Source organism: Rhizobium sp. BT04, from assembly GCF_030053135.1.
Taxonomy (GTDB): domain Bacteria; phylum Pseudomonadota; class Alphaproteobacteria; order Rhizobiales; family Rhizobiaceae; genus Rhizobium; species Rhizobium binxianense.
This window is the reverse complement of record NZ_CP125652.1, coordinates 1,340,984-1,362,214: the sequence shown is the minus strand read 5'-3', so window position 1 is coordinate 1,362,214 and position 21,231 is coordinate 1,340,984. Positions and strand designations below refer to the sequence as shown.

The following is a 21,231-nucleotide window of genomic DNA, read 5'->3' as shown; positions in this document are numbered from 1 at the left end:
CGCCGTGCAATGTCGCGGTGCGTTATTGCTAGATGTGCGGGCCGAAAAGCTCCAGATCGGCTTCGCCAAGTCTGTCGCTAACCGTGTTCAGCTGGTGCCAGTAGGGATAGATCACCGGCGGCAGGCTGACGGCGTCGAGGCGCTTGCGCTCCTCGTCCGTGAGCTTCAGCTCGGCGGCGGCGATGTTGTCGCGGAACTGGGCTTCGGTGCGCCCGCCGATGATGACCGAGGTCACCGCCTTGCGGCCGATCAGCCAGGCAAGTGCCACCTGTGCGGCGGAGACGCCGCGCTCCTCGCCGATCGCCACCAGCGTCTCGACGATGTTCCACAGGCGGTTCTCGTCGCGGATCGGCGGTTCTGTCCAGCCGGCGAACTGGCGCGTGCCTTCGGGGGCCGCCTGGTTGCGGCGGTGTTTGCCGGAGAGCAGACCGCCGGCAAGCGGGCTCCAGACCAGCACGCCGAGGCCCTGGTCGATTGCGATCGGCAGCAGCTCGTATTCGGCGTCGCGGGCTTCCAACGTATAGTGGATTTGCTGGCTGACGAAGCGCTGGTACCTGTGCTCGTTGGCGATGCCAAGCGCCTTCATGATGTGCCAGCCGGAATAGTTCGAGCAGCCGACATACCGCACCTTGCCCTGTTTGATCAGGGTGTCGAGGGCTTCCATCGTCTCTTCGAGCGGCGTCTGGCCGTCCCATTCATGCACCTGGTAGAGGTCGATGACGTCAGTCTTCAGGCGCTTGAGGCTCGCCTCGCATTCGCGGATCAGGTGGTAGCGCGACAGGCCCTGGTCGTTCGGGCCGTCGCCCATGCTGAAGCGGGCTTTGGTGGCGAGAAGCACACCCTGCGGCCGCTTGCCGGAAAGCACCTCGCCGATGATGTTTTCGCATTCGCCTGATGAATAGGCATTGGCGGTGTCGAGCAGGTTGATGCCGGCATCGATGCACATATCGATCATCTTGCGGGCCTCGGAAACGCCGAGGTCGCCGACGGTCTTCGCCCAGCCGACGCCGCCGAAGGTCATCGTGCCCATGGTCAAAGTCGAAATCTTCAGGCCGGAACGGCCAAGCGAACGATATTCCATTGAAACTCCTCCTTCATTGAAACGTGAGTGACGTAGCGCAAAGCCCGTCCATGGCAAATCGCCGGGTGTTCACGCCTGTGTGAGATCGCTTACGCGCGAGGATACCAGATGATCGGCTCTTTCACAGGGCTGAAGACGACGGCGAGATTGCGGCAAAAGGCGACTGGCCCGACGTCGGCAAAGCCGGTGGACATCAGGGAAGGTTGTGAAACCGAGACCTGGTGGGCTGCGGCGCGCTGTCACATGTCTGTCAACGACCCCTAATAAGGGAGGGGTATCGAAATCGAGGATCCTCCCCATGAAAACGATCGTTTCCGCCGCAGCACTTGTCGCTGCGAGCCTTTTCGCCATTCCGGCTTCTGCAGCAAACCTCGTTCTCTACACCAGCCAGCCGAATGAAGACGCGCAGGCGACCGTCGACGGTTTCATGGCCGCCAATCCCGATATCAAGGTCGACTGGGTGCGCGACGGCACGCCGAAGATCATGGCCAAGCTGCAGGCCGAGATCCAGGCCGGCAACCCGGTCGCCGACATCCTCCTGATCGCCGACGTGGTGACGCTGGAGCGTCTCAAGGAAGACGGCAAGCTGCTCGCCTATAAGTCGCCTGAGGCTGCTCAGTACGACGCCGCCCTCTATGACGCCGACGGCTATTATTACTCAACCAAGCTGATCACGACAGGCATGGTGTACAACACCGCGGCGGCAATGAAGCCTGCCAGCTGGAAGGATCTGACGAAGCCTGAGGCCAAGGGGCTCGTCACCATGCCGAGCCCGCTCGCTTCGGGTGCGGCCCTCATTCACGCCCAGACGCTCGCCGCCGTTCCCGGCCTCGGCTGGGATTTCTACAAGTCGCTTGCTGAGAACGGCGCGATCGCCGCCGGCGGCAACGGCGCCGTGCTGAAGTCGGTCGCCTCGGGCGAAAAGGCCTATGGCGTGGTCGTCGATTACCTGCCGATCCGCGAGAAGGCCAAGGGCGCTCCCGTCGAGTTCGTCTTCCCGAGCGAAGGCGTCTCCGCCGTCACCGAGCCGGTCGGTATCCTTGCCAGCACTAGGAATGCCGATGCCGCCAAGAAATTCGTCGATTACGTGCTCTCCGAAAAGGGGCAGGAAGGCTTCCTGAAGCTCGGCTATATCCCGGCCCGCAACGGCATGAAGGTTCCGGAAGGTTTTCCGGCGCGCGATACCATCAAGGTCCTGCCGATCAAGGCGGCCGAAGCATTGAAGAATACCGATCAGGACCTGAAGACCTTCTCGGGCATCTACGGCTCGAACTGATCCTTCCATGCAAGGATATGTGAGACCAGGAAACAGCCAGCCCGTCTGGCTGTTTCCTTTTATCGTCATCACCGTGCTGATCCTCAGCGTGCTGCCGCTCGCCCGCCTTGCCATGGTCGGGATATCAGCCTTCGCCAATGGCGGCGTGATCGATGTGCTGAGCGCGCCGTCGCTCTGGTCGGCGACCTATTACACTGTCGTCACATCGGTTCTCGGCACGATCATCTCGCTCATCATCGGCTGCATCTTCGCCTTCCTGCTGACGCTGACCGATATCCGCGGCAAGGGGCCACTCAGCTTCTTCTTCGTGCTGCCGATGATGATCCCGCCGCAGGTGACGGCGCTTGCCTGGGTACAGATGTCCGGCCCCTCCAGCCCGCTGTTGAAGGCGCTCTCCATCGCCCCGCCGCTCGGCTCGCCGCAGCCGCTCTATTCCGTGGGTGGCATCGCGCTGCTCTATGGCGTGCAGCATGCGCCGCTGGTCTATCTGGCGCTCCGGGCCGGATTGATGACGCTGCCCCGCGACGGCGTCGAGGCCGCGCGGCTTTCCGGCGCTTCCGCCCTCAGGGTCTTCCGCGACATCATCCTGCCTTTGTCGCTGCCCGGCATCATCGCCGGCGCGGCGATCTCCTTCGTTTCCTGCACCGGCAATTTCGGCATTCCGGCCATTCTCGGTATTCCGGCTTCGATCTTCACGCTGCCGACGTTGATCTTCACCAAATTCTCAGCCTTCACCAGCCGCACCTTCGGCGATGTCGCCGTGCTCTCGATGATCATCGCCATCATCTCTGTCGTCGGGCTGATGATCCAGGACCGGGCGTTGCGCGGCCGCGACTACCGCGTCATCGGCCTGTCGGGCGCGAGTGCCGCCTTCGAGCTCGGTGCCTGGCGCCTGCTATTCACGCCGCTGCTCTGGGCTATCCTGTTCTTCATGCTGGCAGCACCCTTCTTGGCGCTGGTTGCCGGCGCGCTGGTGCCGGCCTATGGTTTGCCGCTCAGCTTCAAGACCATGTCGCTGCATGCCTTTCAGGAGATCCTGTTCCGGCAGGCGGTGACGCGCACGGCCTTCGTCAATTCGCTGTCGCTCGCCGGCGCCGCCGCCGTCGGTCTCCTCATGATGACGGTGCTTGCGGCCTATGCCCTGACGCGGCGCAGGGACGCGCTGTCGCGCATCGTCTCCAGCCTGATCGAAATACCTTATTCGCTGCCCGGCATCGTCATGGCGGTGTCCTTCATCCTCGTCTTTGCCGCGCCGATCCCGCTCCTCAACGTCTCGCTCTACGGCACGATCTGGATCATCCTGATCGCCTATTTCTCCTCCTTCTTCGCCGTCAGCCTGAAGCCGGTGGTCAGCGCCTTCCATCAGCTCGATCCGGCGCTGGAAGAGGCGGCACGGCTTTCCGGCGCCGGCTTCTTCCGCCGGCTTTTCGATATCATCGTGCCGCTGATTGCGCCGGCTGCCGGCGCTTCCGTCATCCTCGTCTTCCTGATCGCCTGCAACGAGCTGACGATCTCGGCACTGCTCTGGTCGGCCGGCACCCAGACGCTCGGTGTCGCCATCTACAATCTCGACGACAGCGGCAGCTCGGATCTTGCTTCGGCGCTCTCGGTCCTCGTCGTCCTTATGGTCGTCGTCATGATGCTGCTGCTCGAGCTTTTGGCCAAACGCCTGCCGAAAGGGGTGGTCCCATGGCGCAACTGATCCTCAACCGGGTGGCCAAGGATTTCGGCACCGGGCGGGCTGCCGTCAGGGATTTTTCGCTCGATGTGCGCGAGGGCGGCTTCCTGGCGCTGCTCGGCCCTTCCGGCTGCGGCAAGACGACGGTGCTGCGGATGATCGCCGGTTTCGAAACGCCAACCGATGGCTCGATCCATCTCGGCGAGCGGCTGCTGGCAGATGCCGACCGGTCGTTGCCGCCAGAGAAGCGCAACATGGCGATGGTCTTCCAGTCCTATGCGCTGTGGCCGCATCTGAGCGTTGCCGACAATGTCGGCTATCCCCTCAAGGTGCGCGGCACCTCGGGCGAGACCTACCAGGCGAAGGTACGCGAAGCGCTTTCCACCGTCCGGCTTGCGGATTACGCCGGGCGGCGGCCGGCCGATCTCTCAGGCGGCCAGCGCCAGCGCGTGGCGCTCGCCCGCTGCCTGGTGACATCACCCGACGTCGTGCTGCTCGACGAGCCGCTGGCCAATCTCGACCGGCACCTGAAACAGGAGATGGAAGAGACCTTCCGCGAGTTCCATCAGCGCTCGGGCGCGACCATGATCTACGTCACCCACGACCAGAGCGAGGCGATGGCGCTGGCAACCGACGTCGCTGTCATGTCGGAGGGCCGGCTGTTGCAGGTGGCGCCGCCGGCCGAGATCTATGCCCGGCCGGAAGGGCGTATCGTCGGCGGGCTGATCGGACGCGGCGCGATCCTGACGCTGCCTGTCATGGGCGGCGAACGGCATCTGGAGTGGGATGAGCTTGAGGATGCGCTGCAGGCCGCCAATACCGATGGCGCCGATATTCTGGTGCGGCCGGAGGATGTGATCATCGGCGGCGAAGGGGGGCGGGCGACGGTCGAATCCGTACTCTTCGAGGGGGAGCGTTATGCCGTAAAACTCACGCTCGGCAACGGTCAGACGCTGCGCGCTTTCAGCCGCGTGGCTGTCGTGCCCGGAGAGATGGTGCGCGTCGTCATCCGCGCCGGCTGGCGGCTTTAAAGGAACTGGCGCGAGCTCTTCATCGCAGAGATAGCAGTGTTGAAGCCTTACGACTCGTCAAGTAGGCGCATGCCTTTGTCAGTCCAGCGATCACCTAGAGGAGTTGGCTCAACGAGCCCGTAAGCAGCTAGAACTTCGATCGCCAGTTCACCGGCGTGCATCGCCTTGTGATTCAGATAGCCGTTGTCGTCACTTATGTATTGTTCACACATCCACGCCAGCGCGCCGAGGATTTCTCTCTCTTTGGGTGTCATGACCTTCCGGCTCCGAATACGCAGAATACCTAAATAATATTAGACGTTATATAACCTCATTAATCTCCGCCACACCCCCTTTGGAGCCGACGCCTGATAATACAGCACGGCAGTTGTCCGCATATTTCTTGGCTCCGCCACCTTTTCCTGCGGCAATTGCCGGATAATGTACGGGACGCAACCGGACTCCTGCCATGTCGCTTCGCCTCGCCACCTTCAATGTCGAAAATCTCCTGACCCGTTTCGATTTCACCGGCTTCCGCAACCAGTTGCGCCAGGACCGCGTCATCAAGCTTTTCGAGGTCAACAGCGAGGGCGTCTACCAGCAGCTCGAGCAGGCCCGCGTGATCGCCGCGACCGACGATACCAGGCAGATGACGGCGCTGGCGATTGCCGATGCGGATGCCGATATTCTCTGCTTGCAGGAAATCGACAATATGGCCGCGCTTCAGGCCTTCGAATACGGCTATCTCTTCCGCATGGTCGGAAACGGCTACCGGCAGAAATATCTGGTGGAGGGCAATGACAGCCGCGGCATCGATGTCGCCGTGCTGATGCGCGAGGAAACGCGCGACGGCCAGAAGATCGAACTCAGGGATATCAGAAGCCATGCAATGACGACCTATCGCGATCTCGATCTCTTCGACGAGGAGCTGGCGCTCACCAACCGCATCGACGACAAAATCTTCAAGCGCGATTGCCTGGAGCTCGACCTTCTGATCGGCGGCCGGCCGTTTTCGCTCTATGTCGTGCATTTCAAATCGATGGGCAATCCGCGCGACGGGCTCGACGGGCGCCAGTCGACGATGCCGATCCGCCGCGCCGAGGCGCGCGCCGTGCGCCGCATCATCGAGGATCGCTTCGGCGCCGACCAGACGGATAAGAAGAGCTTCGCCATCTGTGGCGACATGAATGATTATCAGGAGCGCGTCGACGTCATCGGCCGCCGCGGCACCGGCTATCGTTTCGAGCATCAGGACGAGGCCGAAAGCGCGCTCGACGTCTTCAGTCGCGACGGCTTTGCCGAAAACGTCGTGCGCCGCCGCGATGCCCTCGACCGCTGGACGCTCTATCACGCGCGCGGGCCGCAGGAGCAGTGGCTCTGCCAGCTTGATTATCTCTGGCTTTCGCCAGCGCTCGCCGCCCACAATGCCGGCCGCCTGCCTGACATCATCCGCAGCGGCCAACCCTATCGCACCATCTTCCCGCCGGGGCAGGAAGTGGAGCGTTATCCGCGCACCGGCTGGGACCGGCCGAAGGCGTCCGATCACTGCCCCGTCGTCATGACACTGGATCTCCCCTGAGAGCGAACATGAAAACCAATTTGAACATGAATTTTCCGAATAGCGATTTTTCCGATGATTTTGCCGGCTGGCCGCCTGAGGCCACCGTCTTCCCGATCGCCGGCGTCGATCTGCGTGTCCTGCCCGGCACCCATCCCTTTGTCCTTGCCGAGGAAGCGGCGATCCGCGAGAACTGGGCCAAGGAAACGGCCGCCAACCCAGCGCTCTTCGACGGGCGCCTGGTGTTCCAGCAGCAGCTATCGCTCGGTGAAGACGGGATTTCGGGCGAGGGCTACGTCATTCCCTTTTCCGCCTTCATGTGGTGGCGCCGCCAGCCTGAGCGCCAGGGCGGCATTCATATCTTCGCCTATCCGGTGCTCGAAAGTTCCGATGGCGCGCTGGTAGCGATCCGTATGGGCGCCCATACCGCCAATCCCGGCCAGGTCTATTTCGCCGCCGGCTCGCTGGAGCCCGAGGATATCGTCGATAACAGCTGCGACATTGAGGCCAATATGCGCCGCGAGGTCCATGAGGAAACCGGATTGGATCTGGCTCACGCGGTGGCTGGGCAGGGGCTCTACGCCAGTTATTCCAGGCGCACGGTAACGCTCATGCGGCTCTTCCGCTTCGACATGACGGCGGACGAGATGGTGGAGCGGATCGAGGCCCACATGCTGGTTGCCGAGGACAAGGAGATTGCCGGCGCGGTGGCGATCCGCTCGGCCGATCACGCGGCCTATCCTTACAACGTTGCCATGCTGCCGGTGATCGACTGGTATTTCGGCAAGGCTGGCGGGTGACGGGAGGCCACATCCTTACTGCCGGTGGCCGACCTCGTCCTTCGGGGCCCCTGCGGGACACCTCAGGATGAGGTCGGGGAGAGGTCGCGGCATCGTCCACCTGCGTTGGTTATCAGCGCGGCGTCCACCAATGCCCCCATCCTGAGGTTGGTGCGCAGGCCAATGGCTGGAGCCTCGAAGGACACGCTCCAGCACTGCTTCCTGCATCCATCCACCGCCGTCTCCAAAAATCGAATGCAGTTTTCATTAACAATCACGCATAAATCCAAGGGTGCCGGCGTCTCCTGCCAGGGGTGCGTTGTTCTTAGCGGACTTACCGCCTTGCACTCGGCCGTTTGGTCGGGCAGGTTGGCGGCGCGATGACCGATTCAAGGAGGCCGATGTGGCGCGAAGCTACAGCGTCTATGACGTTTTCACCGATCGAAAGCTTGCGGGCAACCCGCTGGCGGTGATCTTCGACGGAGACGATCTCAGCGACGAGGCGATGCAGGCGATCACCCGGGAGATCAATCTCTCCGAGACAGTTTTCGTCCAGCCTTCGGCCAATCCCGCTTATGCGGCGAAGCTCAGGATCTTCACGCCCGGCCGCGAACTGCCCTTTGCCGGTCATCCGACGGTCGGCACGGCGATTGCGCTCGCCGAACGCATCCATGGCGACACGAACCGCGATCTCGTCACCGTGCTCGAGGAAAATGTCGGGCCCGTGCGTTGCGCCGTGCGGTTGAGGGAGGGCGAGGCGAGCTTTGCCGAATTCGACCTGCCGCGCAAATCGCAGCAGGCCGTCATGCCGCTCGACAAGCTCGGCATGGCCGATGCGCTGTCGCTGAAGGTCACCGAGATTGGCTTCGAAAATCACGTGCCCTCGATCTGGAGCGCCGGCGTTCCCTTTCTGCTCATTCCGGTGCACGATGTCGGTGCCGCGCAGCGGGTGGAATTCGATCCGCAGCTCTGGGAAAAGATCGTGCCCTTCGTCGATGGTGCACTTGCCTCGGCCTATGTCTATTGCCGCGGCGGCGTAAACCACGTGGCGAAGTTCCACGCGCGCATGTTCGCAAGCGGCATGGGCATCGTCGAAGACCCGGCCACCGGTTCGGCGGCGGCCGCACTCTCCGGCGCGATCCACCATTTCGACCGGCTGACGGACGGGCATCACCCGATCATGATCGAGCAGGGTGTCGAGATGGGCCGGCCCTCCTTCATCCACCTGCATATCGATGTCGATGGCGGGGCGATCTCCAACGCCCGGATCGGCGGCCAGGCGGTGCGACTGGCGAGCGGCACGCTGGACCTTTGATTTCATCGGAGCGCCGCGCGTCCGATAGGCCGCGCCAAAGACGCTCTATGACTTTGAATCTGCGGATAATCCTTTCCGAAAACCGGCTCTGATTTTCGGGGCTACGTGCTGCATTTCAGCCATGCCGAAAAATCTTTGCAATTAACCAAAGAAATTTCGCCGATATGCTGGACAAGCCTGCCGATCCTGTTTATACGCCCCGTCACACCGCGCAGCCAAGCGCGAACGGGTGATTAGCTCAGTTGGTAGAGCAGCTGACTCTTAATCAGCGGGTCGTAGGTTCGAGCCCTACATCACCCACCAAATCTCTTGATAAGATTGATGTATTTGTATTCGGGCCGGATTTTCCGGCCCGCTGGAAATCGTTCCGGAAACGGGCGATTCGGTTCGCACTGGCCGCATGCATGCGCTTGCCCTATCTTCTTCTCATACACTGGAGGGGGCCATGAGAAGCGTCATCTTCGCTGTCGTCTTGTCTCTACCGCTGCCGGCTTTTGCCGCCGGGGTGATGCAGGTCAAGGCGGTGGATCACAGTTGCGGTGAGATTGCGCAGATCATCCGTCAGAACAAGAAGGTCTTTGTCCGCGTCGGTTTCGGCGGGCGCAGCTTTCGTTATCCGCCGGCTCAATGCAGCCTGGGCGACATGCGAAGCACGGCCAGTTTCCGCGACGGCGGGGGAAAGCAATGCGTTCTCGATTATGCCTGCGTCTACGACCCCGCGTCATCCTATAATTTCCCGTGATACTCGAACGGTAGGATTGATAAGCGTCTCAGTCGCGGTCGGTCGGCTTTACGCCGAGGAGCCAGAGGCCTCCGAGGATGAATATCACCAGTGCCGCCATGGGTGGTCCGTATTCCGAGAAAGAGTAGGAGGTGTCGAGGGCGGCGACGTGTGTGGCCGCGATGGCAAGCTTTGCGGCGATCAGAAGGGCAAGCGCACCGTTTCTGGCGTATTGCCCGATCTTGCGCCAGTCATATAACGCATCATTCCCAGGGGCTGGCGCGGCCTCGATCCGCTTTCGCTCGGGTAATGCGGGGCGCCTGCGTCCAAAGGTCGGTTTCATGAACCGGCAGGATAGGCGAAACATCTTAACGGATGGGATGTGCTCCGGCATGACCGATTGCACGGAAAATTCGCTCGAGCGGTTTACAGGCTATCATTCGAGGTGTTGAAGGCTGGCGGCACGGGTGCATATGCCCTACCTCCATCCTCTCGTATTCAGGAGTTTCCATGAAAAGCCTTGTTCTGGCCGTTGCGCTGTTGCTTCCTTCCGCAGCCCTTGCCGCCGAGGCGGTGGAGGTCAATGCCAGGGATCACAGCTGCGGCGAGCTTGCGCAGATCATCCGTCAGGACAAGAAGGTCTTCGTGCGCATGGGCTTCGGCGGCCGCAGTTTCCGCTATCCGCCGGCTAGATGCAGTCTGGGCGATAAATACGACACCGCGAGGATCAAGGACCGCGATGGCAAGCTCTGCCTGCTGGACTATGAGTGCGTGTACGATCCGCAATCCTTCTACAACAGGATTCCCAAGTAGGTCCCCGAGCCAAATCTTAGCGAACGCGTCGAACCCGCGAGAGGCCGAGCCAGGTTGGCGGACGGCGAGGACAAGAAAAAAGGCCGGGCGAAATTCGCACCGACCTTCCTCGATCTGTCTCAACGGCGGCTGCCAGTACATCCGTGGTCAGCCGTCGGAGACAAATTACATGAGTGGTATGTAAGGTTAGCTTGAGGAGGTTCAAGGGCCACGCGGTAAAAAGATGCCCGGATGGGCGCATGACCCTGCAAATGGAGATCGTTTTTCCACTCATGTGCCCGAACAATGGACTTTCCCTGGGTGTCGTGTCCGACACACCAGGGACGTATCCGTTCCGTGCGCCGGGCAGGGCTACTGCTGGGCAGGGGCAGCCGGCGGCGTGGCTGGAGCCGGCGTTGCTGGTGCCGGTGCGGGCGTTGCGCTGTTGTCAGTCGGAGCGATCGGCTTGACCGGCACCGGCTCGGATTGGGTCGTGGAGGCTGTCGTGTCCGGGGATGTGCCGGGGGTGCTCCACTGCGAATAGGCGAATGCAGCGACAGCGATCACGGCCAATGCAGCGACCCAGACAACCCACGTATTATTGGTGCGTGCGGCAGGCGTGGTGCGCAGGTCCAGATTTGGGTTCAGCGGGCGGTTCGGGTCGTTGGCATTATTGGGGTCGTACGTCATGGTACTTTCTCCTCTTTCGGTGAGAGAAGAATGCCGAAGTGGTCATTTTGTTCCACGCGGGTGCCGGGAAGCCGTTGCCAGCAGGGGTTTTCGGGCGCAGCCGACCTGAATCGGCAGCCAATACCGCCTGGCTTGCCGATGGGCCGTGGGCTTAGTTCACCCGCCGAAGTCGCTTCCGCTTCGACAAGAATGTTGCGCGACCCTTTTCCATGCAAGCGCGCGCTTGACACGAGGCGGTGTGTTTGCGCATGGTTTTGTCATGGGGTTGCGATCATCCCACGAGGCGTCATGCTGAAGAATCGCGTCCATTAAACCCGATCAACGGAGGACGCGTCATGCCGTCATTTCTCGAAATTTCTCCCGACAAGCTCAATCGCCTCATCGGAACGCCCGGTGCGCCTGCCGTCATCGACGTGCGTACGGAGGAGGACTTCGCGCTCGATCCGCGCCTGGTTCCGGGCTCGATCCGGCGCGACCATGCCGAGGTTGCGTCCTGGGCGGGCAGCATCGATGCGGATGCCGTCGTGGTGGTCTGCCAGAGGGGCGCCAAGCTCAGCCATGGCGTCGCTGCTTATCTCAGACATGCCGGTATCGACGCGGAAAGCCTCGAAGGCGGCTTCGAAGCCTGGATTGCAACAGGACCGGCAGTGCCTGAGGAAAAGCTGCCGCGCCGCGACGCGCAGGGACGCACCGTCTGGGTAACGCGGGCGCGGCCGAAGATCGACCGCATCGCCTGTCCCTGGCTGATCCGGCGCTTCGTCGATCCGGACGCCGTCTTCCTGTTCGTGCCGGCGCCGGAGGTTCTGGCCGTCGCCGAGCGTTTCGGGGCCGTGCCCTTCGATATCGAAGACGTGTTCTGGAGCCATCGCGGTGAGTTCTGCACGTTCGATGTGATGATCGAAGAATTCGGACTGGCATCGGAACCGCTGCTGCGCCTGGCGCGGATCGTCAGGGCGGCGGATACCGCAAGGCTCGATCTCGCGCCGGAGGCGCCCGGCCTGCTGGCTGCATCGCTCGGCCTTTCCAGGATGTATTCCGACGATCTGGAGCAACTCGAGGCCGGAATGCTTCTCTACGACGCCTTCTTCCGCTGGTGCCGGGACGCGACCGAGGAAACCCACAACTGGCCCGCGCCGAAGAAGAGGGTGTGAGATGACGGAGATGACGGACATTCCGCTCCTGGGACAAGCGGGAGGCCAAATGGAGGGGAAAGACGCAGGCGAGAGGCATCACCACGGCGTCTCCTTCGGCGAGGCCGTCAAGGTGTGGCTGCGCGTTGCCGCCCTGAGCTTCGGTGGCCCGGCCGGCCAGATCGCCGTCATGCACCGGATCGTCGTCGACGAGAAACGATGGATCGGTGAGCACCGTTTTCTGCATGCGCTGAACTATTGCATGCTGCTCCCCGGACCCGAGGCGCAGCAGCTCGCCATCTACATCGGCTGGCTGATGCACCGCACGCTGGGTGGTCTCGTTGCCGGCCTGCTGTTCGTGCTGCCGGGATTTCTGTCGATCCTTTGCCTCAGCTATATCTACGCGGCCTATGGCAGCGTCGGCATCGTCGCCGGCCTGTTTTTCGGGTTGAAGGCCGCGGTGCTTGCCGTCGTTGTCCAGGCCGTCATCCGCATCGGCAGCCGTGCCCTCAGAAATAACGTCATGCTCGCAATTGCGGCGGTGGCTTTCGTTGCCATCTTCTTCTTGCACGTGCCGTTCCCGCTGATCGTGCTTGCCGCCGGCATCGCCGGCTTCCTCGGCGGCAGGTTCGGCTTTGCCGCCTTCAGGCCAGGCGGCGGGCACAAGGCCGGGAGCGGTTCGGTCCTTTCGGATGCCGAGTCCGCGCTCGGAGAGGGCATACCGCCGCATGCGCGCCCCAACCTTATTTGGTCGCTGCGTATGTCGGCCGCGTTGCTCGCCCTCTGGCTCGTGCCCGTCGCGGGCCTCTATGCGGCTTTCGGGGCACACGACGTTTTCACCGAGATCGGTCTGTTCTTCAGCAAGATGGCGGTCGTCACCTTCGGTGGTGCCTATGCCGCGCTCGCCTATGTCGCGCAGGAGGCCGTGCAGCGTTTCGGCTGGCTGAAACCCGGCGAGATGCTCGATGGCCTCGGCATGGCCGAGACGACGCCAGGGCCGCTGATCATGGTCCTTCAGTTCGTCGGCTTCATGGGCGCCTACCGTAATCCCGGATCGCTGGATCCGATGCTCGCCGCGACGCTCGCGGCGATCCTGACAACTTGGGTGACGTTCGTTCCCTGTTTCCTGTGGATCTTTCTCGGCGCGCCATTCATCGAAAAATTGCGCGGCAATGTCGCGCTCGCCGGCGCGATGTCGGCCATCACGGCTGCGGTGGTCGGGGTTATTCTCAACCTCGCCATCTGGTTTGGCCTGCACACGCTCTTTGCCGAGGTCGCGACCGTGCACCTTGGAACCTTGCGGCTCGATATCCCCGTGCTGCAATCGGCCGTGCCGGCGGCAATGGCGCTGTCGGCCGCCGCCGCCATCGCGATCTTCCGGTTCAGGACGTCTGTTATCACGACGCTGCTTGCTTGTGCGATGTCAGGAATGCTCTGGACGCTGGCCGTGAGATAGAGCCTTTCAGGTTAGGCTTCCGCCCCGTCTGCAGGGATGCGCGTCGCGAGCATCTTGTCGATGCGCATGCCGTCCATATCGAGCACTTCGAAGCGCCAGTTATCGAAGACGAAGGTTTCGCCGGCTTCTGGGATATGCTGGAGCTGGTGCAGCGCAAAGCCCGCAAGCGTATGGAAATCGGCATCCGGACGGTCGCGCAGCCCGAGCCGTTCGAAGGCGTCGAAGGCCGGCATCATCGCATCGATCAAGAGCGAGCCGTCTTCGCGCACAACGATGTCGGGCTCTTCGTTGGATCCCGGCAAGTCGCCGGCGATGGCTTCGAGCAGATCGGTCTGGGTGACGATGCCTTCCAGGCTGCCATACTCATCGATGACGATGGCGAGGCGGACAGGCGAGGCCTTGAAACTGTCGAGCACACGCACGACCGAGGCGCCCTCATGCAGCACCAGCGGCTGCTTGATGACCGCCATCGGCCTGACCTTGCCGCCGTCGAGAACCTGGTCGAGAAGGTCCTTCTTCAGCACCATGCCGATCGGTTCGTCGATCGAGCCGCGGGCGACCAGCAATTGTTCGTGGCTGCATTCGCGAATGGTCTTCAGGATCTCGGCCTCGCTGTCGTCAGCGTCGAACCATTCGATATCGAGACGCGGGGTCATGATATCGGAGATCGGCCTGTCGCCGATGTTGAAGACCCGCTCGACGAGCTGCTGCTGCACCTGGTTAAGAAGGCCGGCCTCCTGGCTCTCGGCGACCAGCAGCTTGAGCTCCTGCGGCGAATGGAATGACGATTCGCCGGTGCCGGCGCGAAGACCCACACCCCTGAGCACGAGGTTACCCATGCCGTTCAGAGCAAAGATCGCCGGCTTGAACAGCACCAGGAAGAGGCCGAGCGGTCGCACGACGGCAAGCGAGGTGGCTTCGCTGCGCTGAAGCGCCAGGCTTTTCGGCGCGAGCTCGCCGAGCACGATGTGCAGTGCCGTGATGATGACGAAGGCAATGACGATGGCGACGGTATGTGCACCTGTTGTCGCCCATTGTCCGGGCAGCCAGGACAGCAGAGGCTCGATCAGGTGGGCAAGCGCTGGTTCGCCGACCCAGCCGAGGGCGAGCGAGGAGATGGTGATGCCGAGCTGGGTGGCCGCGAGGTTGGCGTCGAGATTGTCGACGGCGCGCTGGAGAGCGGAGGCATTCATGCGGCCTGCCGCGGCAAGTTCGGTGACACGGCTGCGCCTGACCGACACCAGCGCGAATTCGGCGGCGACGAAGAAGCCATTGGCGGCCACGAGAAGCAACACGGCTAGTATCCCGACATAGTCGAAGAGCCCGCCCGCGGATTCGGACATGTTTCCCTACCTCTGAATTGACGCGAGTCCGAAACTACACGCTCGGGCAGAGGTAGCAAGGCGCAGCCGCCATTCTTGCCGTTGGCAACGTCGATGTCGGCCTGCCGTCATCAGGATCTTGCCTGCCATTCAACCGACGGGGAGAGCATGACCGCTGCCGCGGCACTCATCTCTTCGGCGCTTCAAAGAGCTCGATCGGGTTTCCGGCCGGGTCTTCGAGCAGGATCTGCTTGCCGCCTATGCCCTGGACGATTTCGTTGCGAAACCGCGCGCCCGCCTGGCGCAGCGCGGCGACTTCCGCCGCCAGGTCCGCGACCTCGATCTGCATGCGATTCCATCCGCCTGGTTCCGGTGTTCGCCCGTCGGGCATTGCCTGGGACGCGCCGCCCGGTCCCGCCATGCCGCTGACGAGCAGACGAAAGCCGTCCCTGGTCAGGATGGCGAAGCTGGACGCGGGGTGAAGCGCGACCGTGAAGCCGAGATGTCTCGTGTAGAACTCCAGCGCGGCGTCAACGTCGTCAACGATATAGCGCATGCTGATACCGGGCATGGTTTTCCTCCATTATCTTTTGCGTTGTCTCGCCCTTGCGGCGTCCGACGGCGCCAAGGGCGTGATCGCAAAACGTTCGATGATTTTGAATCTGCGCTCAATCCTTCCGGAAATCGAATCCGATCTATGGACGACGTGCCGACTTCGGCAAAACGGTGGTTTGTCAAGATGTGTGAGTCTCATCTAAAATACAAGAATCTGGCCCCAAACCACCGGATTCCATTACGAAAGTTTAACTTAAGTTTCAGTTTCGGTTCATCTTTTCAGCCCTAGTTTGTTCTCGTGCCCGCCACTGAGGAACCCCACATGAAAAAGATTTTTGCAGCTCTTCTTTCCGCCTCCTTCCTCCTCTCGCCGATGGTTGTCTCCCAGGCCAGCGCCGATGATTATCGTCGCCCGCCTGTCGTGCACAAGCGGGTGATCGTTGAGAAGACGGTCATCCGGCCGCATTGGAAAAAGGGATACCGCGTCAACGCCAGCGAACGCCGGCGGTTCTCCGATGTCAACGACTACCGCCGCTACCGGCTGGCGCCGCCGCCGCGCGGCTATCGCTGGGTCCGGGCCGACAACGACTACCTGCTGATCGGCGTCACCAGCGGCATCATCTCCAGCGTCATTGCCGGTCGTTGATCGGTGGATGGATAAGAAAGGGGCGGCTTCGGCCGCCCTTTTTGCGACTGTGAGCCGAGCATCCACACCGCATCCATCAGCAGTAGTGGCATGGTCTGGGATGACGGAGAGTGGGGTTGGCGTTCGCGCCAAACTCGACCTGGCCTACAGAGCGTGGGGTGTCGTTCGCGCCAAATTCGTCGTCGGCTTGGAGGATACTGCGTCAGTCATCCCCGCCTTGGTCCTGCCGGCGCAAAGGCATTACCCGTTCGGCGATGATGCCGAGCAATCCGCTGGTCTTGCGCGGCGCCTCGTCCGAGGGGTCATGCGTCAGCGGATGCAGCCCCTCGATCGGCGGCAGAGGATCGCATTCCTGGCACAAGCAGCGGTAGGGTTTGATTGCCGTCGCCTTCATGCCGCGTGCCGGCTCCAGTTGGCGAAGGGGTCGGGCAGGTCGCGCCAGCGCTCCGGTGCGAAGACATCTGTCCTGATGAGACAGGCGTCGAGTTCCCTTCTGATCCAGATCTCGTCCATCGGATCGGCGCCGATGAAGACGATTTCCTGGCGGCGGTCGCCCCAGATGGGGTCGAGATAGGGGCCGATGGCGCGCATGAAGCCTGGTTCCTCAGGCCATTGTTCGCGCGGCACCGCTGCCCACCACAGGCCCATCTTGCCGGTGCGCACGATCGCGCCCGCCTGGCTGATCTCGCCGACGTGATGCGGGCGCGTCGCCAGCCAGAAGAAGCCTTTGGCGCGCACCACGCCCGGCCAAGTCCTGTCGAGGAAAGCCTGCAGCTTTGCCGGATGGAAGGGCCGCTTTTCGCGATAGACGAAGGAGCGGATGCCGTATTCCTCGGTCTCCGGCACATGATCGCGGAAGCCGTGCAATTCCTTGTACCAGAGCGGATGGGTCTCGGCTTTATCGATATCGAAGCGGCCGGTGCCGAGCACCTCCTCGAGCGCCACCTTGCCGAAATCCGCTTCGATCAGCCTCGCATCCGGGTTGAGTCCGATGATGATTTTCCGCGCGGCATCGCGCTGTTCGTCGCTTGCCGTGCCGATCTTGTTCAGCACGACGACATCGGCGAATTCGATCTGCTCGACCAGCAGGTCGACGATGGTTCTGTTGTCGCCGTCACCCGCCGTTTCGCCACGGTCGGCGAGGAAATCGGCCGACGCATAATCGGCAAGCAGATTGGCGGCATCGACGACCGTCACCATCGTATCGAGCCTTGCGAGGTCGGAAAGGCTCTGGCCGTTCTCGTCGCGGAATTCGAAGGTGGTGGCGACGGGCAGGGGCTCGGCGATGCCGGTGGATTCGATTAGGAGGTAATCGAAGCGGCCCTGGGTGGCGAGATCGCGCACCTCCTTCAAAAGGTCGTCGCGCAGCGTGCAGCAGATGCAGCCATTGGTCATCTCGACCAGCTGCTCCTCGGTGCGCGAGAGATTGGCGCCGCCGTCGCGCACCAGGCTGGCATCGATATTCACCTCGCTCATGTCGTTGACGATGACGGCGACGCGCAGACCCTCGCGATTGGCGAGCACATGGTTGAGCAGTGTCGTCTTGCCGGCCCCGAGAAAGCCTGAAAGCACCGTGACCGGAAGTCTGTTGTCCATGGGAACCTCATCGGATCTTTATTAATGTTATATCATTACATAGATTGCGCCGAAAAAGGCGGAACGGGGGTGTCCGCCTTTTTCCGCTTCGGCTTTCTCCACAACGCTGCGTGTCCGGCAGGACGCGCAGTACGGCGCATGACAATCATGCGCCGGAGAGGCAGCCCTTCATGCTGCTGGCGATGCCGCGCATGAGGGTGAAGTAGAGATCGGGACCAGCCTTCAGCGTCGCGGCTTCAGGGTCGAGCACGCCTGACCTGGCTCGCGTGCCTTCGATGACCACATCGACGAGGCGCGGCTCGAACTGCGGTTCGGCAAAGACGCAAGTTGCGCCGAGTTGCCCGACCTTGCTGTGGATTTCCGAAACACGCTCGGCGCCGGGAATAGTTTCCGGGCTGACGGTGATCGAGCCGGCGACCCGGATGCCGTAGCGATGCTCGAAATACTGGTAGGCATCGTGGAAGACGATGAAGGGCTTGTCCTTGACGGGAGCGACGATGCCCCTGATCTCGGCATCGAGCGCATCCAGCCTATCGTCGAGCGCCTCGGCGTTGCCCTGATAGGTCAGTGCATTGGCGGGATCGGCGGCGACCAGCGTCGTGGTGATCATGGCGGCCATCGCCTTGGCATTCATCGGGTCGAGCCAGAGATGGGTGTCGAAGGCGCCGTGGTCATGGGCATCATCGGCATCATGCGCGGCTTCGGCATCATGATCATGATGTTCATGACTGGAGGCAGTGTCGTGCTCATCGCCATCATCGTGCGCTTCAAAGGCGCCGCCCTCGCGGAAGGGCAGCTTGACGAGGCCGGGCGCTTCATCGAGTGCGGCGATGCTGGCATCCCGGCCCAGTGCCTGCAGCGGCTTTTCGAGAAAGGCCTCGAGGCCGGGGCCGACCCAGAAGATCACCTTGGCGTTTTGCAAAGCGCGGGCGTTCGAGGGCTTGAGATTGTAGGTGTGCGGCGAGGCGGCGCCATCGACAATCAACTCCGGTTCGCCGACACCCTGCATGATCGCCGAAACCAGCGAATGGATCGGCTTGATCGAGGTGACGACGACAGGCGCATCGGCTGCTCGTATCGTTCCAGGAAAGAACAAGGCGGGGATTGTGACGCCCATGATTGCGAGAGCCGGCATTTTGAGGGCTGACCTCAAGGCACGTTGCATCGGTATGCTTCCCTTGAATTACAATTGTTATGTTATTACATCAATTGCGTTATGCTATAACGTGTGCAATAGCAGGACGCAACAGCACTTTCGGAAAATTTGATGCTCTCTCCCGCAAAGATCCCCGGTGGTATCAAGGCCGAACCGCTGGTTTTGCTTGAAAATGTCGGCGTTCTCAGGAACGGCCGCTGGCTGGTGCGGGGCGTCGATTTTTCCGTGTCGCGAGGTGAGATCGTCACGCTGATCGGGCCGAACGGCTCCGGCAAGTCGACGAGCGCCAAGGCGGCGATCGGCGTGCTGAAGCCCGACGAGGGCAGGGTGGAGCGCAAGGCCGGCCTCAAGGTCGGCTATGTCCCGCAGAAGCTCACGATCGACTGGACGCTGCCGCTTTCGGTGCGCCGGCTGATGACGCTGACCGGCCCGCTGCCCGAGCGCGACATGCGCGCCGCCCTCGAAGCCGCCGGCATCGATCATATGCTCGATGCCGAGGTGCAGCACCTCTCCGGCGGCGAATTCCAGCGGGCGCTGATGGCGCGCGCCATTGCCCGCAAACCGGATCTGCTGGTGCTCGACGAGCCGGTGCAGGGGGTGGATTTCTCCGGCGAGATCGCCCTCTACGATCTCATCAAGTCGATCCGCAACGCCAGCGGCTGCGGCATCCTGTTGATCTCGCACGATCTCCACGTCGTCATGGCCGAGACCGACACCGTCATCTGCCTCAATGGTCATGTGTGCTGCCGCGGCACGCCGGAATCCGTCAGCCGCAGCCCGGAATATGTGCGCCTGTTCGGCAGCCGAGCGGCGCAGACGCTGGCCGTCTACAGCCATCATCACGATCATACGCACCTGCCGGATGGGCGCGTGCAGCATGCGGACGGCACGGTCACCGATCATTGTCACGCCGATGATGGGCATCACGCCCATGACGGCAGCATAGCGCACGCTCACGACCATAATCATGAGCATGATCACGATCACGCCGGACATGACCACGGGCATGCCGGACATGACCACGCTCATCCGCACGCCCATGAGCAGACAGCGGGAGATCGCCATGCTTGACGATTTCTTCGTGCGCGCCATCCTTGCCGGTGTCGGGCTGGCGCTGACGACGGGGCCGCTCGGCTGCTTCATCATCTGGCGGCGCATGGCCTATTTCGGCGATACGATCGCCCATTCGGCGCTGCTGGGGGTCGCACTGTCGCTGCTCTTCGAACTGAACCTGACGCTGGCCGTCTTCGCCGTCGCCGCCCTGGTATCGGTGCTGCTGCTTTTCCTGCAGAAGCGCCAGGCACTGTCGGCCGATGCGCTGCTCGGCATCCTCTCGCACGCGACACTGGCGATCGGCCTCGTCATGGTCGCCTTCATGAGCTGGGTGCGGATCGATCTCATCGCCTTCCTGTTCGGCGATATCCTTGCCGTCTCGACGACCGACATTGCGCTGATCTGGGGCGGAGGGCTCTTCGTGCTCGCCGCGATGGCCTGGCTGTGGCGGCCGCTCCTGGCGGCCACAGTCAATGCCGAGCTTGCCGAAGCCGAGGGGCTTAGACCTGAGCGGGCGCGGCTGTTCTTCATGCTTTTGATGGCCGTCGTCATCGCCATCGCCATGAAGATCGTCGGCATCATGCTCATCACCTCGCTGCTGATCATTCCGGCTGCCGCGGCACGCCGCTTTTCGTCGACGCCGGAGATCATGGCGGTGCTCGCCTCGCTGATCGGGGCGGCTGCCGTCGTCGGCGGGCTGTTCGGCTCGCTCACCTACGACACGCCCTCCGGTCCCTCGATTGTGGTCGCGGCGCTGATCCTCTTCATGCTCAGCCTGCTTCCCCTCAGGCGCCATCGCGCGGTCATGCAAGGACAAGGCTCATGACGACACCGCAACTCACCAAGAACCAGTCGTTGGTCTTCGACGTGCTCGAAAAGGCCGAAGGGCCGCTCAGCGCCTACACCATCCTCGACAAGCTGCGCGACCATGGTTTCCGCGCGCCGCTGCAGGTCTACCGGGCGCTGGAAAAGCTGCTCGAATACGGCGTCGTGCACCGGCTCGAAAGCATCAATTCCTTCGTCGCCTGCGCCCATCCGGGCGACGACTGCCACAGCCACGGCATCGTCGCCTTCGCCATCTGCGAAAGCTGCGGTCAGGTGATGGAGTTCCACGACCACGAGGTCGACCACCGGCTGATGGGCTGGGTGCGGGGGCAGAAGTTCAAGCCGGAGAAGACAACAATCGAGATCCGCGGTCTGTGTGAGGCGTGTGCGGCGTAAAGCGCGCGGGCCGGAATGAGGTCGCTTCACCTCCCTCGTTGCTGCGCTTGTCGCAGGAATCCATTCACCGCGCGTCCGCGCGGTGAATGGATTCCATGAATGCAAAGATTATCTTCCTGAAAGCGGTGGAGCCGAGGGAAACGCAACGTGACAAAAAGATGAGGCTGGAAAACCGACCTCATCTTTGCATTCTTTC

At 62.3% G+C, this 21,231-nt stretch carries 23 protein-coding genes and 1 tRNA gene; 15 read left to right on the top strand and 9 right to left on the bottom strand.

Going from position 1 to position 21,231, the window contains the following annotated elements; all coding sequences use genetic code 11:
* Positions 1 to 28 precede the first annotated feature (28 nt).
* Positions 29 to 1,081, bottom strand: a complete 1,053-nt coding sequence (locus QMO82_RS15260; protein ID WP_183606755.1) for an aldo/keto reductase — start codon at positions 1,079 to 1,081, stop codon at positions 29 to 31.
* Positions 1,082 to 1,379: 298 nt separating this feature from the next.
* On the opposite strand from QMO82_RS15260, the gene QMO82_RS15255 reads away from it, so the two are divergent.
* Genes QMO82_RS15255 through QMO82_RS15245 form a run of 3 tightly spaced genes read left to right on the top strand, consistent with a single transcriptional unit; the run spans position 1,380 to position 5,066 of the window.
* Positions 1,380 to 2,357, top strand: coding sequence for an ABC transporter substrate-binding protein (locus tag QMO82_RS15255; protein WP_183606756.1), 978 nt, complete (start codon positions 1,380 to 1,382; stop codon positions 2,355 to 2,357).
* Between the two features lie 7 nt (positions 2,358 to 2,364).
* Positions 2,365 to 4,059: an iron ABC transporter permease gene (locus QMO82_RS15250; RefSeq protein ID WP_183606757.1), complete on the top strand. Its 1,695-nt coding sequence runs from the start codon at positions 2,365 to 2,367 to the stop codon at positions 4,057 to 4,059.
* Positions 4,047 to 5,066: an ABC transporter ATP-binding protein gene (locus QMO82_RS15245; protein WP_183606758.1), complete on the top strand. Its 1,020-nt coding sequence runs from the start codon at positions 4,047 to 4,049 to the stop codon at positions 5,064 to 5,066. Before QMO82_RS15250 ends, QMO82_RS15245 begins: the two co-directional genes overlap by 13 nt.
* A 47-nt stretch (positions 5,067 to 5,113) precedes the next feature.
* On the opposite strand, the gene QMO82_RS15240 is transcribed toward QMO82_RS15245, so the two are convergent.
* Positions 5,114 to 5,320 (bottom strand): hypothetical protein, encoded by a 207-nt coding sequence (locus QMO82_RS15240; RefSeq protein WP_183606759.1) that lies wholly within the window; start codon positions 5,318 to 5,320, stop codon positions 5,114 to 5,116.
* Between the two features lie 194 nt (positions 5,321 to 5,514).
* Here QMO82_RS15240 and QMO82_RS15235 point away from each other — a divergent pair, with 194 nt between their 5' ends.
* The 5 genes from QMO82_RS15235 to QMO82_RS15215 all read left to right on the top strand — a co-directional run bounded on the left by QMO82_RS15235 (position 5,515) and on the right by QMO82_RS15215 (position 9,439).
* A complete protein-coding gene (locus QMO82_RS15235; RefSeq protein WP_183606760.1) occupies positions 5,515 to 6,624 on the top strand; it encodes an endonuclease/exonuclease/phosphatase family protein in 1,110 nt (369 codons plus the stop codon).
* A gap of 8 nt (positions 6,625 to 6,632) precedes the next feature.
* Complete coding sequence (locus tag QMO82_RS15230) at positions 6,633 to 7,403, top strand: NUDIX hydrolase (protein WP_183606761.1); 771 nt, start codon at positions 6,633 to 6,635, stop codon at positions 7,401 to 7,403.
* 382 nt (positions 7,404 to 7,785) lie between these two features.
* Positions 7,786 to 8,697, top strand: coding sequence for a PhzF family phenazine biosynthesis protein (locus tag QMO82_RS15225; protein ID WP_183606762.1), 912 nt, complete (start codon positions 7,786 to 7,788; stop codon positions 8,695 to 8,697).
* Between the two features lie 227 nt (positions 8,698 to 8,924).
* A tRNA-Lys gene (locus QMO82_RS15220) sits at positions 8,925 to 9,000 on the top strand.
* A gap of 142 nt (positions 9,001 to 9,142) precedes the next feature.
* Positions 9,143 to 9,439 carry a hypothetical protein gene (locus QMO82_RS15215; protein ID WP_183606763.1) on the top strand — a complete coding sequence of 99 codons (297 nt, stop codon included), beginning with the start codon at positions 9,143 to 9,145 and terminating at the stop codon, positions 9,437 to 9,439.
* 28 nt (positions 9,440 to 9,467) lie between these two features.
* On the opposite strand, the gene QMO82_RS15210 is transcribed toward QMO82_RS15215, so the two are convergent.
* Entirely contained in the window at positions 9,468 to 9,812 is a 345-nt protein-coding gene (locus tag QMO82_RS15210; RefSeq protein ID WP_246718253.1) for a hypothetical protein, read from the bottom strand.
* A 116-nt stretch (positions 9,813 to 9,928) separates the two neighbouring features.
* Between QMO82_RS15210 and QMO82_RS15205 the strand changes: the two genes are divergently transcribed.
* Positions 9,929 to 10,231, top strand: a complete 303-nt coding sequence (locus tag QMO82_RS15205; protein WP_183606764.1) for a hypothetical protein — start codon at positions 9,929 to 9,931, stop codon at positions 10,229 to 10,231.
* Between the two features lie 351 nt (positions 10,232 to 10,582).
* Here QMO82_RS15205 and QMO82_RS15200 read toward each other — a convergent pair whose 3' ends face one another.
* Positions 10,583 to 10,900 (bottom strand): hypothetical protein, encoded by a 318-nt coding sequence (locus QMO82_RS15200; protein WP_183606765.1) that lies wholly within the window; start codon positions 10,898 to 10,900, stop codon positions 10,583 to 10,585.
* A 335-nt stretch (positions 10,901 to 11,235) separates the two neighbouring features.
* Here QMO82_RS15200 and QMO82_RS15195 point away from each other — a divergent pair, with 335 nt between their 5' ends.
* Entirely contained in the window at positions 11,236 to 12,051 is an 816-nt protein-coding gene (locus QMO82_RS15195) for a chromate resistance protein ChrB domain-containing protein (RefSeq protein WP_183606766.1), read from the top strand.
* A 1-nt stretch (position 12,052) separates the two neighbouring features.
* Positions 12,053 to 13,486, top strand: coding sequence for a chromate efflux transporter (gene chrA / locus QMO82_RS15190; protein ID WP_183606767.1), 1,434 nt, complete (start codon positions 12,053 to 12,055; stop codon positions 13,484 to 13,486).
* Positions 13,487 to 13,497: 11 nt separating this feature from the next.
* On the opposite strand, the gene QMO82_RS15185 is transcribed toward chrA, so the two are convergent.
* Positions 13,498 to 14,829, bottom strand: a complete 1,332-nt coding sequence (locus QMO82_RS15185) for a hemolysin family protein (protein ID WP_097621970.1) — start codon at positions 14,827 to 14,829, stop codon at positions 13,498 to 13,500.
* Between the two features lie 166 nt (positions 14,830 to 14,995).
* The gene (locus QMO82_RS15180) at positions 14,996 to 15,379 is read right to left on the bottom strand and encodes a VOC family protein (protein WP_183606768.1); all 384 of its coding nucleotides are present in this window, start codon (positions 15,377 to 15,379) and stop codon (positions 14,996 to 14,998) included.
* 306 nt (positions 15,380 to 15,685) lie between these two features.
* Between QMO82_RS15180 and QMO82_RS15175 the strand changes: the two genes are divergently transcribed.
* The gene (locus QMO82_RS15175) at positions 15,686 to 16,009 is read left to right on the top strand and encodes an RcnB family protein (RefSeq protein WP_183606769.1); all 324 of its coding nucleotides are present in this window, start codon (positions 15,686 to 15,688) and stop codon (positions 16,007 to 16,009) included.
* Positions 16,010 to 16,211: 202 nt separating this feature from the next.
* Here the strand turns inward: QMO82_RS15175 and QMO82_RS15170 are convergent, their stop codons facing one another.
* The 3 genes from QMO82_RS15170 to QMO82_RS15160 all read right to left on the bottom strand — a co-directional run bounded on the left by QMO82_RS15170 (position 16,212) and on the right by QMO82_RS15160 (position 18,770).
* Positions 16,212 to 16,403, bottom strand: coding sequence for a hypothetical protein (locus QMO82_RS15170; RefSeq protein WP_183606770.1), 192 nt, complete (start codon positions 16,401 to 16,403; stop codon positions 16,212 to 16,214).
* Entirely contained in the window at positions 16,400 to 17,605 is a 1,206-nt protein-coding gene (gene zigA / locus QMO82_RS15165) for a zinc metallochaperone GTPase ZigA (RefSeq protein ID WP_183606771.1), read from the bottom strand. Before zigA ends, QMO82_RS15170 begins: the two co-directional genes overlap by 4 nt.
* 145 nt (positions 17,606 to 17,750) lie before the next feature.
* Positions 17,751 to 18,770, bottom strand: a complete 1,020-nt coding sequence (locus tag QMO82_RS15160; RefSeq protein WP_183606772.1) for a zinc ABC transporter substrate-binding protein — start codon at positions 18,768 to 18,770, stop codon at positions 17,751 to 17,753.
* A 102-nt stretch (positions 18,771 to 18,872) separates the two neighbouring features.
* Here QMO82_RS15160 and QMO82_RS15155 point away from each other — a divergent pair, with 102 nt between their 5' ends.
* Genes QMO82_RS15155 through QMO82_RS15145 form a run of 3 tightly spaced genes read left to right on the top strand, consistent with a single transcriptional unit; the run spans position 18,873 to position 21,035 of the window.
* On the top strand, positions 18,873 to 19,832 hold the full coding sequence (locus QMO82_RS15155) for a metal ABC transporter ATP-binding protein (RefSeq protein WP_183606773.1): 960 nt from the start codon (positions 18,873 to 18,875) through the stop codon (positions 19,830 to 19,832).
* Positions 19,825 to 20,640 (top strand): zinc ABC transporter permease subunit ZnuB, encoded by an 816-nt coding sequence (gene znuB, locus QMO82_RS15150; RefSeq protein ID WP_183606774.1) that lies wholly within the window; start codon positions 19,825 to 19,827, stop codon positions 20,638 to 20,640. Before QMO82_RS15155 ends, znuB begins: the two co-directional genes overlap by 8 nt.
* Positions 20,637 to 21,035, top strand: coding sequence for a Fur family transcriptional regulator (locus QMO82_RS15145; protein ID WP_003564680.1), 399 nt, complete (start codon positions 20,637 to 20,639; stop codon positions 21,033 to 21,035). The genes znuB and QMO82_RS15145 overlap by 4 nt, the downstream gene beginning before the upstream one ends.
* Positions 21,036 to 21,231 lie beyond the last annotated feature (196 nt).

Bases quoted from the DNA above. Each gene is read 5' to 3' on its own strand.
- QMO82_RS15195 (WP_183606766.1), top strand. From the start codon at position 11,236: ATGCCGTCATTTCTCGAAATTTCTCCCGACAAGCTCAATCGCCTCATC.
- QMO82_RS15175 (WP_183606769.1), top strand. From the start codon at position 15,686: ATGAAAAAGATTTTTGCAGCTCTTCTTTCCGCCTCCTTCCTCCTCTCG.
- QMO82_RS15185 (WP_097621970.1), bottom strand. From the start codon at position 14,829: ATGTCCGAATCCGCGGGCGGGCTCTTCGACTATGTCGGGATACTAGCC.
- QMO82_RS15170 (WP_183606770.1), bottom strand. From the start codon at position 16,403: ATGAAGGCGACGGCAATCAAACCCTACCGCTGCTTGTGCCAGGAATGC.
- QMO82_RS15245 (WP_183606758.1), top strand. From the start codon at position 4,047: ATGGCGCAACTGATCCTCAACCGGGTGGCCAAGGATTTCGGCACCGGG.
- QMO82_RS15145 (WP_003564680.1), top strand. From the start codon at position 20,637: ATGACGACACCGCAACTCACCAAGAACCAGTCGTTGGTCTTCGACGTG.
- QMO82_RS15200 (WP_183606765.1), bottom strand. From the start codon at position 10,900: ATGACGTACGACCCCAATAATGCCAACGACCCGAACCGCCCGCTGAAC.
- QMO82_RS15215 (WP_183606763.1), top strand. From the start codon at position 9,143: ATGAGAAGCGTCATCTTCGCTGTCGTCTTGTCTCTACCGCTGCCGGCT.
- QMO82_RS15205 (WP_183606764.1), top strand. From the start codon at position 9,929: ATGAAAAGCCTTGTTCTGGCCGTTGCGCTGTTGCTTCCTTCCGCAGCC.
- QMO82_RS15155 (WP_183606773.1), top strand. From the start codon at position 18,873: ATGCTCTCTCCCGCAAAGATCCCCGGTGGTATCAAGGCCGAACCGCTG.
- QMO82_RS15230 (WP_183606761.1), top strand. From the start codon at position 6,633: ATGAAAACCAATTTGAACATGAATTTTCCGAATAGCGATTTTTCCGAT.
- QMO82_RS15240 (WP_183606759.1), bottom strand. From the start codon at position 5,320: ATGACACCCAAAGAGAGAGAAATCCTCGGCGCGCTGGCGTGGATGTGT.
- znuB (WP_183606774.1), top strand. From the start codon at position 19,825: ATGCTTGACGATTTCTTCGTGCGCGCCATCCTTGCCGGTGTCGGGCTG.
- zigA (WP_183606771.1), bottom strand. From the start codon at position 17,605: ATGGACAACAGACTTCCGGTCACGGTGCTTTCAGGCTTTCTCGGGGCC.
- QMO82_RS15160 (WP_183606772.1), bottom strand. From the start codon at position 18,770: ATGCAACGTGCCTTGAGGTCAGCCCTCAAAATGCCGGCTCTCGCAATC.
- chrA (WP_183606767.1), top strand. From the start codon at position 12,053: ATGACGGAGATGACGGACATTCCGCTCCTGGGACAAGCGGGAGGCCAA.
- QMO82_RS15250 (WP_183606757.1), top strand. From the start codon at position 2,365: ATGCAAGGATATGTGAGACCAGGAAACAGCCAGCCCGTCTGGCTGTTT.
- QMO82_RS15260 (WP_183606755.1), bottom strand. From the start codon at position 1,081: ATGGAATATCGTTCGCTTGGCCGTTCCGGCCTGAAGATTTCGACTTTG.
- QMO82_RS15180 (WP_183606768.1), bottom strand. From the start codon at position 15,379: ATGCCCGGTATCAGCATGCGCTATATCGTTGACGACGTTGACGCCGCG.
- QMO82_RS15210 (WP_246718253.1), bottom strand. From the start codon at position 9,812: ATGCCGGAGCACATCCCATCCGTTAAGATGTTTCGCCTATCCTGCCGG.
- QMO82_RS15235 (WP_183606760.1), top strand. From the start codon at position 5,515: ATGTCGCTTCGCCTCGCCACCTTCAATGTCGAAAATCTCCTGACCCGT.
- QMO82_RS15255 (WP_183606756.1), top strand. From the start codon at position 1,380: ATGAAAACGATCGTTTCCGCCGCAGCACTTGTCGCTGCGAGCCTTTTC.